The following is a 15752-nucleotide window of genomic DNA, read 5'->3' as shown; positions in this document are numbered from 1 at the left end:
TAAAAAGGAGGATTAGATGCAATACTCAGACTCCTTAAAGAAAAATCAGGATTTTCAGAAAGTATACCGAAAAGGAACATCACAGGCAAACAGGTATCTGGTGATGTACGTGCTGAAGAATGGGCACATGGAGAATCGTCTGGGAATATCAGTAAGTAAAAAAGTAGGGAATAGTGTGGTACGCCACAGAATCACCAGATTGATCAGAGAGAGTTATCGCCTGAATGAAACATTATTTGAAAGAGGTTTGGATATAGTAGTTGTTGCCAGGACCGGGGCAAAGGGAAGGTCTTATCAGGAAATCGAAAGCGCCCTTTTGCATCTGGGTCAGCGGCATAAATGCTGTGGAGGAAAGCCATGATCAAAAAATGGATGATTAAGATGATTCGTCTCTATCAGAAATATTTGTCACCAATGAAGAGAACAAAATGTCCTTATATTCCCACATGTTCTCAATATGGTTTGGAAGCAATCGAAAAGTACGGTGCATGGAAAGGCGGCCTTCTTGCTTTGTGGAGGATATTAAGATGTAATCCTTTTTCACATGGAGGCTACGATCCTGTACCATAAGGTATTTTACCTAAGCAGTACGAAATCTAGGAGGAGAAAACCTTGGATATTATTTTAGCCACAAAGAGTACTACTCCGATCATTGGCCAGCTGGCAACTCTGATGGGATGGATCATGAATGGCATCTACAAGATGTTTGATAGTCTGTTCGGTATTCAGAACCTGGGTCTTTGTATCATTATTTTCAGTATCGTTATTTTTTTGTTTATGACCCCGCTGCAGGTTAAGCAGCAGAAATTTTCCAAGCTGAGTGCGGTTATGCAGCCTGAGCTTCAGAAGATTCAGAAGAAGTATCAGGGTAAGAGAGATCAGGTTTCCGCACAAAAGATGCAGGAAGAAACACAGGCTGTTTACCAGAAATACGGCGTTTCTCCTACAGGAAGCTGTGTGCAGTTGTTGATCCAGTTTCCTGTATTGATGGCTTTATGGCAGGTTATCTATAAGATTCCTGCATATGTAAGCAGTGTTGGTGAAGTATTTACAGATGTTGTGACAAAGATCGTTTCCGTAAACGGATATACAGATCTGCTTCAGACCTTTATCAAGGATCACAACATGTCAAGGGTATCCCTTGTTTTAGATGGAACAAAGGCTACAAGCAACTCAATCATTGATTTCCTGTATGCACTTTCCCCATCTCAGTGGAAGGAACTTTCTTCCATGAGCCAGTTTTCAGGATTTTCCAAGGAGATCAATGGAGCAGCCAGCGAGATTTCCAAGATGCAGAGCTTTTGCGGGCTGAATATTGCAGACCAGCCTCTTACCTATATTAAGGCTGCATTTACAGGTGGTGCTATCATCCTTGCTATTGTAGCGATCATGATCCCGGTTCTTGCATGGGCAACACAGGTACTCAATTATAAGCTGATGCCTCAGGCAGCAGTAACAAATGACAGCAATTCTACCATGAATGCATCCATGAAGACCATGAATACAGTAATGCCCCTGATGTCTGCTGTATTCTGTTTCACATTCCCGGTAGGTCTTGGTATTTACTGGATTGCCAGTGCAGTGGTACGAAGCGTACAGCAGGTAGTGATCAATCGTCTTCTGAATAAGATTGATATTAATGACCTGATTAATGAAAACATGAAAAAAATGGAAAAGAAGCGTGCAAAACAGGGGCTTCCGCCACAGAAGATCACAAATCAGGCAAATCAAAATACAAAGAACATTAATACAACAAAGATTGATAAGGGAAATGGCGGCGGCAATGCTGCTGAGAAGACAAAAAAACTTGAGGAATCCTACCAGAAGGCAAGAAATGCAAAGCCAGGCAGTATTACTGCAAAGGCCAATATGGTAAGGGATTTTGATGAGAGAAACAAGAAAAAATAAGAACAACAATAAGGAACGGAGGGGCTATGATGGAGGATTACGTTCAGTTTTCCGCAAAAACTAAAAGTGAAGCAATCACAAAAGCCTGCATAGAGCTTGGCACATCCAGTGACCAGCTTGATATTCAGGTTGTAAGCGAAGGCAGCTCTGGATTTTTTGGCATCGGCAGTAAGCCTGCAATTATTAAAGTACGTAAGATCGAAACCGTTTCTGATGAGGAAGAGATCAAGGAAATCGTTGATACTGTAAAAGTGGAAGCGATCAAAGAAGATGAAAACCGCAAAAAGGCTCCGAAGCCAGTGAAGAAACAGGCACCCAGACAGGAAGAAAAGAAAGAGCCAAAGAAAGCGGATCTTGCAAAAGAACCAAAGGAAAAGCCAGTTAAGCCGGCAAAAGAGAAAACTTATAAAGAACGTCCGGTTAAAGAAAGACAGCCAAAAGAAACAGAAGGCACAGTAAAAGAACGTCAGCCGAAGGAAAGACCGGTAAAGCCGTCTAAGCCTGTAGAAGTGATCACAGATCCACAGGAGATCAAAGAGATCGAAGAGAGAGCAATTGTTTTCCTGAAGGATGTGTTTGCATCCATGGATCTTGGAGAAGTAGAGATCACATCCAAGTACGACACAACTGACGGATGTCTGGAGGTGGATTTTGAAGGCGAAGATATGGGTATCCTGATCGGAAAAAGAGGACAGACTCTGGATTCCCTTCAGTATCTTACCAGCCTTGTGGTAAATAAAGGCAAGAGTAATTATATTCGTGTAAAGCTTGATACAGAGGACTATCGCCGTCGTCGTAAAGAGACACTGGAGAACCTGGCAAGAGGGATTGCCTACAAGGTTAAGAAGACCAGGAAGCCGGTAGTTTTAGAGCCGATGAATCCATATGAGAGAAGGATCATCCATTCCTCTTTGCAGGGAAACAAGTATGTGGAGACCATCAGCGAGGGCGAAGAGCCATATCGTCATGTAGTTGTAAGACTGAAAAGGTACTAAGATTACAGGATGGAAAATATGGACTCAGATATAATAATATTTGTTTTGCGAAAGCTCAGAAAACAGATATAAGAATATCTGTTTTCCGAAAATCCAGTTGAATATGAAACTGAAAAGATGTTATTCTAGGTGAAAGATAGAAAAGCAGCTTTGTTATTCGGGATATATTCCAGCATAGCAAGGTGCACCTGGAGTAACATTTTTTTATTGAAAAAACAAGAGGAGAATGAAAATGGAAAAAACCATCGCTGCAATTTCTACAGCTGTCAGTGCATCCGGCATTGGGATCGTCCGTATCAGTGGAGAAGAATCCATGGATGTGATCAGTCGGATTTACAGATCCAAAGGTGGGAAAAAGGATATCCGCAAAGCGGCATCTCATACTATTCATTATGGATATATTTATGATGGAGAGGAATTGGTAGATGAGGTTCTGGTAATGATCATGAAGGCACCGCGCACTTTTACAGGAGAGGACACTGTAGAGATCGATTGCCATGGCGGTGTGTATGCCATGAACAGGGTACTGGAAACAGTTTTGAAAAACGGAGCTAAGATTGCAGAGCCAGGTGAATTTACAAAACGGGCATTCTTAAACGGAAGGCTGGATCTGTCCCAGGCTGAGGCAGTGATGGATGTGATCCAGGCAAAGAATCAGTCAGCTTTGAACTGCTCTATGAGCCAGCTGAAGGGTTCTGTAAAAAAAGTGATCACACAGATCCGTAGTGAGCTGATCTACCATATTGCATATATTGAATCTGCACTGGACGATCCGGAACATATCAGTTTGGATGGATATCCGGAGCAGCTCCTTAAAGTAGTAAAAATACAGGAAAAGAAGATGGATCATCTGATTGCAACAGCTTCAGATGGAAAAATGATCCGTGAGGGTATCCGCACAGTGATCCTTGGTAAGCCAAATGCAGGAAAATCTTCCATGCTGAATCTTCTGACAGGGGAAAACAGGGCTATTGTTACAGACATTGCAGGAACTACCAGAGATGTGCTTGAGGAGTATATTAATCTTCATGGGATCACCCTGAAAATGGCAGATACTGCAGGAATACGGCAGACAGAGGATGTGGTTGAAAAGATTGGCGTAGGGAAGGCAAAGGAGCTGGCAAAGGACGCAGATCTGATCCTGTATGTGGTAGATTCGTCTACGCCTCTTGATGAAAATGATCATGAGATCATGAAGATGCTGGAAGGAAAAAAAGCCATTGTGCTTTATAATAAAACAGATCTGGATCCGGCTGTTACAACAGAAGATATTAGGGCACTGGTTTCACATCCTGTAATTCCGGTTTCGGCTAAAGAAGAGACTGGGATAGGAGAACTGGAAGAACAGATCCGGAAGCTTTTCTTTCAGGGGGAAATCACTTTTAATGACCAGGTTTATATTACAAATGCAAGGCATAAGGAAGCCCTTACAGATGCATTGGCAAGCTTGAAAATGGTGGAACAAAGTATTATTGATGATATGCCTGAAGACTTCTTTTCCATAGATCTTATGAGCGCTTATGAGAGGCTTGGAAGGATCATAGGAGAGTCGGTAGGCGAAGATCTGGTAAATGAGATATTCAGTAAATTCTGTATGGGAAAATAGGTAAAAGGAGCAGACAGCAAATGAAAAGAATAGAAGAAGATTTTGATATTGTTGTTGTAGGTGCAGGGCATGCAGGCTGTGAGGCAGCACTGGCAGGGGCACGCCTTGGACTTAATACCATTATGTTTACAGTCAGTGTGGAAAGTATTGCGCTTATGCCCTGTAATCCTAATATCGGCGGCAGTTCCAAGGGACATCTGGTAAGAGAATTGGATGCACTTGGCGGCGAAATGGGGAAGAATATTGACAAAACATTTATACAGTCAAAGATGCTGAATTGTTCCAAAGGACCGGCCGTTCATTCCCTTCGTGCCCAGGCAGACAAGCAGGCTTATAGCAATGAAATGCGTAAAACACTGGAAAATCAGGAGAACCTTACCATTCGTCAGGGCGAGGTGACAAAGCTGCTGGTACAGGATGGCAGGATCACAGGTGTGGAAACATATTCAGGCGCTATTTATCATTGTAAAGCAGTAGTTCTTTGTACAGGCACTTATCTGAAGGCAAGGTGTATTTATGGGGATATAAGCAATTATACAGGACCTAACGGCCTTCAGGCAGCCAATTATCTTACAGATTCCCTGAAGGAGCTGGGAATTGAAATGTTCCGTTTTAAAACCGGTACACCGGCCAGAATCGCAGGAAATACCATTGATTACAGCAAGATGGAAGAACAGTTCGGAGACGAAAAAGTAGTGCCGTTTTCCTTCTCTACTGACCCTGAAGATGTACAGATCCCTCAGAAATCCTGCTGGCTCACCTACACCAATGAAGAGACACATAAGATCATCCGGGATAATCTGGATCGATCTCCTCTTTACTCCGGAATGATCCACGGAACAGGACCCAGATACTGTCCTTCTATTGAGGATAAGGTAGTACGTTTTGCAGATAAAAAAAGGCATCAGGTGTTTATTGAGCCTGAAGGCGAATATACAAATGAAATGTATATCGGAGGTATGTCCAGTTCTCTGCCTGAGGATGTGCAGAAGGCTATGTACCATACAGTACCTGGTCTGGAGCATGCAAAGATCGTGAAAAATGCATATGCAATTGAGTATGACTGCATTAATCCAAGGCAGCTTTATCCCACTTTGGAATTTAAGAAAATCCAAGGATTGTTCAGTGGAGGACAGTTTAATGGAAGCTCCGGATATGAGGAAGCAGCGGCCCAGGGATTAATAGCAGGAATTAATGCGGCTATGGAGGTAAAAGGCCAGGAACAGCTGATTTTGGACCGCTCAGAGGCATATATCGGAGTGCTGATAGATGACCTGGTAACAAAGGAAAACCATGAACCATACCGTATGATGACAAGTCGTGCAGAATACAGGCTTCTTCTCCGGCAGGATAATGCAGATCTGCGTCTGCGTAAAAAAGGATGGCAGGTAGGGCTTGTGGATGATGCCACTTATCAGAAGATCCTTGTTAAAGAGCAGCAAATTAAAGATGAGATTAAGAGGATCGAAAATGCTACTATTGGAGGAACACCGCAGGTACAGCAGCTTCTGGAAAGCTTAGGAAGCACACCATTAAAATCCGGTACAACACTTGCAGAACTTATCCGCAGACCGGAGCTTTCTTATGATGCGATCCAGTCTATTGATCCGGCAAGACCAAAGCTGTCCAGGGATGTGGAGGAACAGGTAAATATTAATGTGAAATACGACGGATATATCCGTCGTCAGTTGAAGCAGGTGGAGCAGTTTAAGAAGCTGGAAGAAAAGAAGATACCTGCAGATCTGGACTATGAAAAGGTAGGAAGCCTGCGTCTGGAAGCAAAACAAAAACTGGAACTATACAGGCCTGTATCCATTGGTCAGGCATCCAGAATTTCAGGAGTATCTCCTGCAGATATTTCCGTACTTCTGGTATATTTGTCCCACTGAAACATTCTTAAAATAGTTGGGTGTTTTGCACCCAACATCACATTTATTTAGAAAGAGGAAATCCAGATGAATTATGATCTGACATCATTTGAAAAAGGGCTGGAACAGCTTTCTATTACCCTTTCCGGGGAGCAGAAACAGCAGTTTCTCACCTATTATGAATACCTTGTAGAGAAGAATAAAGTTATGAATCTTACGGCGATTACAGAATATGAAGAAGTGATCACTAAGCATTTTCTTGACAGTCTTGCTGTGGTAAAAACCAGCTGTTTTAAGCCGGAAAAGCTGGCTGGAAAAAGGCTGATAGATATAGGAACAGGAGCTGGTTTTCCAGGAATCCCGCTGAAGATTGCTTTCCCAGAGCTGGAGATCCTTTTGCTGGATTCACTGAATAAAAGAATCAATTTTCTGAATGAGGTAACAGAAATGCTGGGGCTTACAAAGATCAATACTGTGCATGGAAGAGCCGAAGATTATGCAAAACAGAAGGGATACAGGGAGAGTTTTGACTTTTGTGTATCCCGTGCTGTTGCTAATTTAAGTACACTTTCCGAGTATTGTATCCCATTTGTCAAGCAGGGCGGATGCTTTATTTCCTATAAGTCCGGTAGTGTTGACCAGGAGCTTATCCAGGCAGAAAAGGCTGTAAAGATCCTGGGAGGACAAAGAGAAGAGGTGGTGCGTTTTTCCCTTGCAGACACAGATATGGACAGATCCTTTGTGGTGATACGCAAGGCAAAACCAACACCAAAGAAGTATCCAAGAAAGGCCGGACTTCCTTCCAAAGAGCCATTAGGAGTGGTAATACTATCATAAATACCAGATAAAATATCAGATAAAATACTGCGAAAAATAGCACATAAAATACTAGAAAAATACTGGATAAAACACCTGAAATTTCACATTTGAAACACATAACTATCACACTTTTTTCACACAATCATACAATTTTCCTCACATCTTAAACATAAAATATATGTTAAAGAAGTATCCATGCGGCAAAAATGCTGAGGCATTTTTGCTGTGTGGAAATGTGGCCTATGAGCCGCATTACCATATATGAAAGTCAGCAGTCATCCTGGACTTTCACAGCAAAAAAGGAGGAGAAGAACTTGATTGAAGTGAATAATCTGGTCAAGCGGTATGGAGATCACAAAGCGGTTGACCATCTCTCTTTTTCTATCGAAAAAGGCAAAATCTACGGTTTTCTAGGACCAAATGGAGCCGGTAAATCTACTACCATGAATATGATCACCGGCTATATCGCTTCCACAGAAGGAAGCGTTGTTATTGATGGGCATGATATTCTGGAGGAGCCTGAGGAAGCGAAAAAATGTATTGGCTATCTTCCGGAGCAGCCACCTCTTTACTTTGACATGACGGTTCTTGAGTACCTGCGGTTTGTCGCTGATCTTAAAAAAATTCCAAGAGCAAAAAAAATGTCCATGATCGAAGAAGTTATGGATATGGTTAAAATAACGGACATGAAACATCGTCTGATCAAGAATCTATCCAAAGGATACAGACAGAGGGTAGGAATTGCTCAGGCAGTGCTGGGATATCCGGAAGTGATCATTCTGGATGAGCCTACCGTTGGTCTTGACCCGAAACAGATCAATGAGATCCGGGAACTGATCAAAGGTCTTAAAAAGAAGCATACTGTGATTTTAAGTTCTCATATTCTGTCAGAGGTCAGTGCGGTATGTGATTATGTTTTGATTATCTCCCACGGGAAGCTGGTTGCCAGTGATACACCGGAGAATTTGGCTAAACTGGCAGCAGGATCCAATAATCTGAATATGCTGATCAAAGGAAATCGCAGTGAAATTCAGAACGCACTTGCTGAAGTGGAAGGCATTAAACAGATAAAACTGGAAAAATCATCTGAAGAAAATATTTGGAATGCATCGCTAACCCTGGATGAAAATAAAGATATAAGAGAAGCGGTATTTTACAGTATGGTTAAAGCTGACTGCCCAATCCTTGAGATGAAAACAAAGAGGGCTTCTCTTGAGGAAGTATTCCTTGAGCTTACCGAAAATGAAAAGCAAGATCAGGCAAAAGATGAAAAAACTGATAAGAAGTCAGAAGCAGCCATTTCAGACGCAGATATGGATACAGATACTGAAACAGATATAGCTGCAGAAAAAGATACAGAAAGCGTTGCAGATGTGGATATAGAAACAAGTGCTGGATCTGTAAACGGACCGGCAGAAAAGGAGGAAGATCCAGATGACAGCAGTTTATAAAAGAGAACTAAAAAGCTATCTGACCTCCATGATCGGATACCTGTTTATATTTTTTATCCTTGTTTTAGCAGGAATTTATTTTTCTGCCTATCAGCTTTCATCCGCTTATCCAAAGTTTGAGTATACTATGAGTGCGCTTACGTTTGTATTTCTTATTAGTGTGCCCATTCTTACTATGCGTGTATTGGCAGAAGAAAGAAAGCAGAAAACAGACCAGCTGCTTCTTACATCCCCTGTGTCTGTTACAGGCATTGTAATGGGAAAATATCTGGCATTGGTAACTGTTTTTGCAATACCGATGGCAGTGATGTGCACATATCCGCTGATCATGTCAAAGTTTGGAAGTGTATCCTATAAGGGAGCTTACACAGCGATTCTTGGGTTCTTTCTTCTTGGATGTGCCAATATTGCCATTGGAGTATTCTTTTCATCTATAACAGAAAGCCAGGTAATCGCAGCAGTGCTTACTTTTGTATTTTTGTTTGCATTTTACATGATGAGTGGGATTTCTTCATTCTTTTCGCAGACAGCACTTTCTACATGTATTGCATTTGGTTGTCTGATTCTTGCACTTTGTATCATTATTTATACTATGATTAAGAATACAATAATATCAGCAGTCATCTGTATCTGCGGAGAAGCCGCACTTGTCGTCACATATATAGTGAAATCCAGTATTTTTGAAGGCGGGATTCAAAAGATTCTGGAAGTGTTTAACCTGAGTGCACATTACGAGAACTTTACGAATAATATTTTGGATGTAACAGGAATTGTATATTTTATTTCTGTAATTGCAATCTGTATATTCCTTACTGTCCAGTCAATCGTGAAGAGACGCTGGAATTAAGGAGGTGGAGAAATGAAATTGTTAGGAAAAAATATAAACGAACAGACAAAAAAAGAATCTAAGGAAAAGATGCCGCTTAATAAGAAATATCTGCGGAACGGCTCTTACAGTACGCTGTTGATCGTGATTTTTGTGGCAATCGTGGTAGTGATCAACATGATCGTAGGAAAACTGCCATCCAAGTATACGCAGATTGATATTAGTGATCAGCAGCTGTACAGTATTGGTGATGAGACAAAGAAAGTCCTGAATAATCTGGACAAGGATGTTACCATCTATCAGATTGCTCAAAGCGGTTCTGAGGATGAAACTATCAGTAATTTGCTTCAGAAATACGCAGATGAGTCCAAACATGTGAAGGTTGAATTGAAGGATCCGGTTGTAAGTCCCAAATTTGTTTCTGAATACACCAGTGATCAGGTATCTTCCAATAGTCTGATCGTTGCATGTGGCGACAGAAATAAAGTAGTGAATTATAATGACATGTACGAATCTACAATGGATTATAATACTTACAGTTACCAAACAACCGGATTTGATGGAGAAGGACAGATCACAAGTGCGATTGCTTATGTAACAACAGAGAATCTTCCTGTTCTTTATACATTGGAAGGACATGGAGAGAAAGAACTGGACAGCACCATAAAAGAAGATATTGAAAAAGCCAATATGGAAGTCAAGACTCTAAATTTGATCAGTGAGGGTAGTGTGCCAGATGATGCAGCGTGTCTGCTGATTGATTCACCATCCAGCGATATTTCTGATGATGAAAAAACAGCATTGTTGGATTATCTGGAAAATGGAGGAAAAGCAATGGTCTTCTCCGATTATACAGAGAGTACATTGTCCAATTTTGCTGCTGTGCTTGAAAACTACGGAGTAAAAGCAGCTGATGGCATTGTTTTTGAGGGAGATAACCAGCATTACGGAATGCAGATGCCATATTATCTGCTTCCTACTGTTAACAGTACAGACGCATCCTCTGAAACAGCCTCTTCCGGATATTATATTATCATGCCTTACGCACAGGGAATCCAGAAGCTTGATGATGTTAGAGATACTGTAACCGTTGAGGATATTCTTACAACATCTGACAGTGCTTATTCAAAAACAAACCTGCAAAGTGAGACGCTGGAAAAGGAAGACGGAGATGTAGAAGGGCCGTTTGCTCTTGGTGTAAGCATCAAAGAAGATGTGGGAGATGGAAAAAAGACTCAAATAATCTACTATTCTTCTTCTTATATTATGGATTCGCAAATGAATCAGCTGGTTTCCGGAGGAAATGAGAAGCTTGTAACAGAAAGCCTTAACTCTATGGTATCTACAGAGGAAACAACCACTGTTTCTATTCCGTCCAAGAGCCTGGAAGTATCATATCTGACAATATCTGATTATGATGCAAGTTCCTGGAAGATTTGTACAATTGGTTTGATCCCTGGTATCTTTTTAGTGGCAGGTTTTGTGATCTGGTTTAAGAGGAGAAAAGCCTGATGAAGAAAAAATCAATGAATCTGATAACTGCAGTTGCAGTATTAGTCGTTTTAAGCGGTGCATATGTAGGCGTTAAGACATATGTGGCCAAACAAGAAGAAAAAGAAAATGCAGAAGAGGAAGAGGAGAAAACCCAGGTTTTCTCCATTTCCTCTGAGGATGTTCAGTCAATCAAATTTGTGATTGATAAGAAAGAAGTTACTTTTGAAAAAAATAATGATGAATGGGTTAAAAGCGATGAAAGGGACTTTCCGGTAGATCAGGATAAACTGATTGAGGCTATAGGAAGTCTGAATAATGTTGAAGCGGATCGTGTTCTGGACAATGTTACAGATACTACGGAGTATGGCTTAGATGATCCTACAAATACTATTACGATAACTGATAAAGATGGTAAAGAGACAGTACTGCATGTGGGAATGGAAAATGCATCTACAAGTCAGTATTATGTAGAAAATGGTGAAGATGAGTCAAAAATTTATGTTGTAGCAGATTCAGTATTCCAGCCATTTATGAAGACCTTGTATGATTATGCAAAAGCTGGAACATTCCCTGTTATAGATTCTTCAACGGTCAGCAATGTTACAGTTGATGAAAATGATGATAGTTACACTTTGACCAAAGATGATAATACTGGGCTTTGGAATATCCAGGATCAGGACGGGTCCGAGAAAGCAGATTCCGCAAAAGTCAGCAGTCTTACTTCATCGATTGCAAGCATTGCTTATGGATCATTTGTAAATTACAATTGTAAAGATCTTTCAGAGTATGGTCTGGATAAACCTTATGGAACCATTACCATTAATTATCAGGAGAAAGTGGAGGAGAAAAGTGATTCTTCAGAAGATGGAGATGTATCTGAAGAAAATTCCACAGATGAGCAGGACACTACAGAAGACAAGAAAGATATCTCCGCTACGGATTCTACAGAAGATAAGGATGATGCCTCTGCTGTAGATTCTACAAAAGAAGATACCTCCGCTACGGATTCGACAGAGGAAGATACCTCTGTTACGGATTCATCAGATACTCAGACTAGAATGGTGAATCGTGAGATGACAATTCTTGTAGGTGATCAGTCTGATGATGACGGAAGATATGTAATGGTAAATAACAGTAAAGAAATATACACTATCTCAAATGATACATTATCTGTATTCCTTGGAAAGACAAAAGAAGATTTCTGGGATATGACAGTAAGCTATCTTTCTGTAAACAATCTTGAAAGCTTGCAGGCAGAATATCAGGGAGAGACGCATGTAATTGATGTTTCACGTGAAACATCTGAGGATAATAGTGGTGATGATTCTTCCACAACAAGTACTACAACCTTAAGCTATCAGCTGGATGGAACAGAATTGGATGACAGCACTCCATTTACTACATTTTATAATAAGCTGATTAATATGACCGGACAGAAACGACTGACGGAAAAATATGAAAATAACAATAAATCAGATTTTGATGTAGAATTAGAAGATGTAGACGGTGAAAAGACAAAGATTGACTATTATCAATATGATACCAATTTTTATGCAGCTGTTGTTGGTCAGAAGGTGTATTTGGTAAATAAGATGACAGTAAAAGAATTGATTGATAGTTATAAAACTCTTGTAGGACAAACAGATTCTGAATCATCTGATGAAAATTCGGATTTGGTAAGTGAAGAGAATGCTACTGATGAAGAATCTAATTCAGCAGATAATACTGATAATACAAATGGTGTAGATGTAGATTAGGCGACTGAAAAGCAAATGATATAGTTTTGAAATTTTCAAGACATATAAAATTTATCTCAGTCGAGAAGACTCCCACCTCTTTCAGGTGGTGAGTAACAGCAAGTTAGTCTTAGTGGGAGTCCAATCTCCGACTGAGATAAACGCTCCGCGAGGATGCACAGTGATTCTGCAAAGAATATGTCAGCTTACGCTGACCAGAATCACGCACCAAGTCTCGTGGCTGCTCGACTTGAACAGAAATCTTTGGCTTGTCAAGTAATCTGGAGTTTATCTTATCCTCGGTTTGATAAGTACTATTATAATGATGATAGGGCAAAAGCCTCAAATTATGATATCTACGGATTACTTTGTGCTATGCTATCCCATGGAGCATTTCTTATTACTCATCACTTATAGAAGTGGGGCCTTCTCATCTGAGTTAAAAAGTGATAAAAGTGACGGTGATATTTTTAACATCCCAAATTGGGTTTGAAGTCCGATATTTGGAGTGTTGTGATTTATCACCGTCACTTTTAGTTGTAATGGGAATCTTACAGAGTAATATCACTAGTACATATAAATTGCTTTGCAAGGATGTGCTGGTATAGTGAATATTAAGCAACCACCATATTGACTTGTCTGATTTTCCGTATGTTGTGTTGTCGGCAGTCGCTGTAGTCATCACTACGCCTCCACCCTCTACCTTGCATATGAGAAAATCATTCTGCGCCAATATAGTAGATATAGTAGATATTTAATTTTCACTGTACTAGATACAAGTGAAATATATTTACTGAAACATGCCACTACTGGCATGAAAAACGTGCTAAGTCCCTCGAGAAATTGAGGGACTTAGTATGAGTGAAACCAATTTGTTTGTTATTTGAAATTGTAATTTAACGGATATTTGCAATCCGCTTTGTTACTTGTCATAACCGAATCACTATTCCACAGTTATGTTGTTAAAATCCAGAATATATGCAAATCTAGATTATTGAATTAGATAATCAGAAACAGCATTTAAAAATCCTGATACATTTTCCATGTGTGGAAAATGCTTGCTTTTTTCTATAACGGATGTTTCTATAGACTGATTTAACTGCATATATTCATCAACAATAGATTCTCTTTTATATTCAGCTTCGCCTGTTAGAATATATATGCTATTATCCATTTCCTGAATACTTTTGCTAATGTCGATATTCATGTATTTGGATTTTTGACTGGAATACATGTATTTGGCATAATAGCCACCTTTATGAGCTGATTCATAGTAAACATCAATTGTTCGATCATCTACATGGAACGGATTGAAATAGAGATTATCAATAAACAAATTACTAATTGTTTCACGTGAAACAATCATATGATATATTAATGTTCCAAAAACGGGGAATTCAATTAAATATTTGAATAATTTATTCTTTTCAGAAGGATATTGCTTTAAGGAATTGATGCTGGGTGGATTCACAAATATAATTTTATTGAAACAGGTATTGTCATAACGGCAAGCCATTGTAATAAAAGAACATGAAAAACCACAAGCAATTACATCTGTTTTTTCTTTAATTACATTCTTAGTAAAATCACAAAGCAACTGTACAAATAAAAAATTAGTATATGTGATTCCAGGCTTATCAGAACGACCACAACCTAAAAGATCAATGGTATATACAGTATGCTCTTCTGCAAGACGATCAGCAGTTAATGACCATTCATATCCTGAAGAACCTGTTATTGTGTCATGAATCAATAATATTGGACTTCCAGATCCTCTTTTTGTATAGAAAACCTTTCCAAATCTCCAATCATAATATTGGTTTTCAGTTGCTGGAAGCAAATTCTTAATTTGGGAGGATGCAGCAATACAGCGGTTTGCTACATGGATAATTCCGGCAGCAATTGTAGTCAGAGCTGCAAGAGTAATAATTTTTCGGTTATGTTCTTTCATTACAATCCCTCCTGATGATTAAAAAATTCTCATTAAAAATTATTATAATAATCTAAATTAATTCAAATAGCAAAAACTTACGGAGCATGAATATACGGACTGTTTTGTAATATGCATACCCAAAAGTCTTCTTGTTATATTGGATGCGAGGTGACGACCACTATTACAAGAAGTGAGCGTCAAATTACTTTTGGTGATGGTATTTGCTTTGTATGTCTCGGAATTTTGGCAAAATACATGTCAAAAATTTTACGGGTTATTATCTTCTGAATAGCTGCCATTTTTCTTTGTAACTATGAAAATACTTTTTAGTTACATTATAGTTCATATTATAAGCCAATTTTGGTGAATTTACAATGTTAAGTTTCCTATTAGGATGTAACATAAAACATTTTTGTTATTCATATCAATTATTTACCGGTACATTGTTTTACAAATAACTGGTCTTATTTTCTCACTGCGGCATATACATATCCAATACTTGAGTTAAAGCCAACTACATCAATAATTTTTTCTTTTGCTGAATAAAAATTATCTTGCATTATTTGATTAATTATCGTTCAGTACGCTTTACTAAATTCATTCTGGATTTTTGTTGAAGCTTTGAAATGTATAGGACAGATTCATTAAGATTCATTTCTTTCATGAATGATGTCTGTTACTTTGGTTATAAATAATTCTGAGTAAGATATGCGTATTCATTAAGTAATTCTGATTGAGATATGCATATTCATTAAATGATTCAAATCATGAGGTTCGTATTTGTTCAAACCCACATTCGCAATCTGTTTCACTGTTTGTTCATAACAAAATAACTGCTCCACAATATATCAGAAGGAACGACACTCTTTCTGATATTATCAAGTCCGCAAGCTCCTATCCATTGCTTATTGTTTTCTACAATTGAAATAGGTGACTTACGTGATTTGGCTATATCAGCTGGGAGATGACTCCTACCTCTATAGGTGTTGAGAAACAAGCTGGTATCAGTGGTGGGAGTCAATCCCCCAACTGATATAGCCTCCGGCAGGATTGCAGAGGCGCGCAGGAGAAGTATGTCATGCAATTGCATGACGCGCACCTCGCAGCAAGAATGCC

General features: G+C 39.4%; 12 protein-coding genes and 1 pseudogene. 11 read left to right on the top strand and 2 right to left on the bottom strand.

Annotated elements, in window-relative coordinates; all coding sequences use genetic code 11:
* The first annotated feature begins 16 nt into the window (after positions 1-16).
* From rnpA to AB5916_RS14360, 11 genes are all read left to right on the top strand, one after another.
* Positions 17-361, top strand: coding sequence for a ribonuclease P protein component (gene rnpA, locus AB5916_RS14410; protein ID WP_158422162.1), 345 nt, complete (start codon positions 17-19; stop codon positions 359-361).
* Positions 358-570, top strand: a complete 213-nt coding sequence (yidD, locus tag AB5916_RS14405; protein ID WP_158422163.1) for a membrane protein insertion efficiency factor YidD — start codon at positions 358-360, stop codon at positions 568-570. The genes rnpA and yidD overlap by 4 nt, the downstream gene beginning before the upstream one ends.
* Before the next feature lie 42 nt (positions 571-612).
* Entirely contained in the window at positions 613-1908 is a 1296-nt protein-coding gene (gene yidC, locus AB5916_RS14400) for a membrane protein insertase YidC (protein WP_368191541.1), read from the top strand.
* A gap of 29 nt (positions 1909-1937) precedes the next feature.
* Positions 1938-2903, top strand: a complete 966-nt coding sequence (gene jag, locus AB5916_RS14395; RefSeq protein ID WP_158422180.1) for an RNA-binding cell elongation regulator Jag/EloR — start codon at positions 1938-1940, stop codon at positions 2901-2903.
* Between the two features lie 232 nt (positions 2904-3135).
* Positions 3136-4509 carry a tRNA uridine-5-carboxymethylaminomethyl(34) synthesis GTPase MnmE gene (gene mnmE, locus AB5916_RS14390; RefSeq protein ID WP_368191540.1) on the top strand — a complete coding sequence of 458 codons (1374 nt, stop codon included), beginning with the start codon at positions 3136-3138 and terminating at the stop codon, positions 4507-4509.
* Positions 4510-4529: 20 nt separating this feature from the next.
* Positions 4530-6398 (top strand): tRNA uridine-5-carboxymethylaminomethyl(34) synthesis enzyme MnmG, encoded by a 1869-nt coding sequence (gene mnmG, locus AB5916_RS14385; protein ID WP_173727406.1) that lies wholly within the window; start codon positions 4530-4532, stop codon positions 6396-6398.
* A 66-nt stretch (positions 6399-6464) separates the two neighbouring features.
* The gene (gene rsmG, locus AB5916_RS14380) at positions 6465-7214 is read left to right on the top strand and encodes a 16S rRNA (guanine(527)-N(7))-methyltransferase RsmG (RefSeq protein ID WP_368191539.1); all 750 of its coding nucleotides are present in this window, start codon (positions 6465-6467) and stop codon (positions 7212-7214) included.
* A 296-nt stretch (positions 7215-7510) separates the two neighbouring features.
* Positions 7511-8647, top strand: a complete 1137-nt coding sequence (locus AB5916_RS14375; RefSeq protein ID WP_368191538.1) for an ABC transporter ATP-binding protein — start codon at positions 7511-7513, stop codon at positions 8645-8647.
* Positions 8631-9494: an ABC transporter permease gene (locus AB5916_RS14370; protein WP_368191537.1), complete on the top strand. Its 864-nt coding sequence runs from the start codon at positions 8631-8633 to the stop codon at positions 9492-9494. The genes AB5916_RS14375 and AB5916_RS14370 overlap by 17 nt, the downstream gene beginning before the upstream one ends.
* A gap of 12 nt (positions 9495-9506) precedes the next feature.
* Positions 9507-10985 carry a Gldg family protein gene (locus AB5916_RS14365; RefSeq protein WP_368191536.1) on the top strand — a complete coding sequence of 493 codons (1479 nt, stop codon included), beginning with the start codon at positions 9507-9509 and terminating at the stop codon, positions 10983-10985.
* Entirely contained in the window at positions 10985-12724 is a 1740-nt protein-coding gene (locus AB5916_RS14360) for a DUF4340 domain-containing protein (protein WP_368191535.1), read from the top strand. The genes AB5916_RS14365 and AB5916_RS14360 overlap by 1 nt, the downstream gene beginning before the upstream one ends.
* A gap of 970 nt (positions 12725-13694) precedes the next feature.
* On the opposite strand, the gene AB5916_RS14355 is transcribed toward AB5916_RS14360, so the two are convergent.
* Both AB5916_RS14355 and AB5916_RS14350 read right to left on the bottom strand, forming a co-directional pair.
* Positions 13695-14654 carry an alpha/beta fold hydrolase gene (locus tag AB5916_RS14355; RefSeq protein WP_368191534.1) on the bottom strand — a complete coding sequence of 320 codons (960 nt, stop codon included), beginning with the start codon at positions 14652-14654 and terminating at the stop codon, positions 13695-13697.
* A gap of 790 nt (positions 14655-15444) precedes the next feature.
* A pseudogene (locus AB5916_RS14350) lies at positions 15445-15752 on the bottom strand (hypothetical protein); the annotation flags it as partial.

The sequence above is a fragment of the Blautia sp. 1033sp1_1033st1_G9_1033SCRN_220408 genome (assembly GCF_040929965.1).
Taxonomy (GTDB): Bacteria; Bacillota; Clostridia; order Lachnospirales; family Lachnospiraceae; genus Blautia_A; species Blautia_A ammoniilytica.
This window is presented reverse-complemented; position numbering and strand designations above follow the sequence as displayed.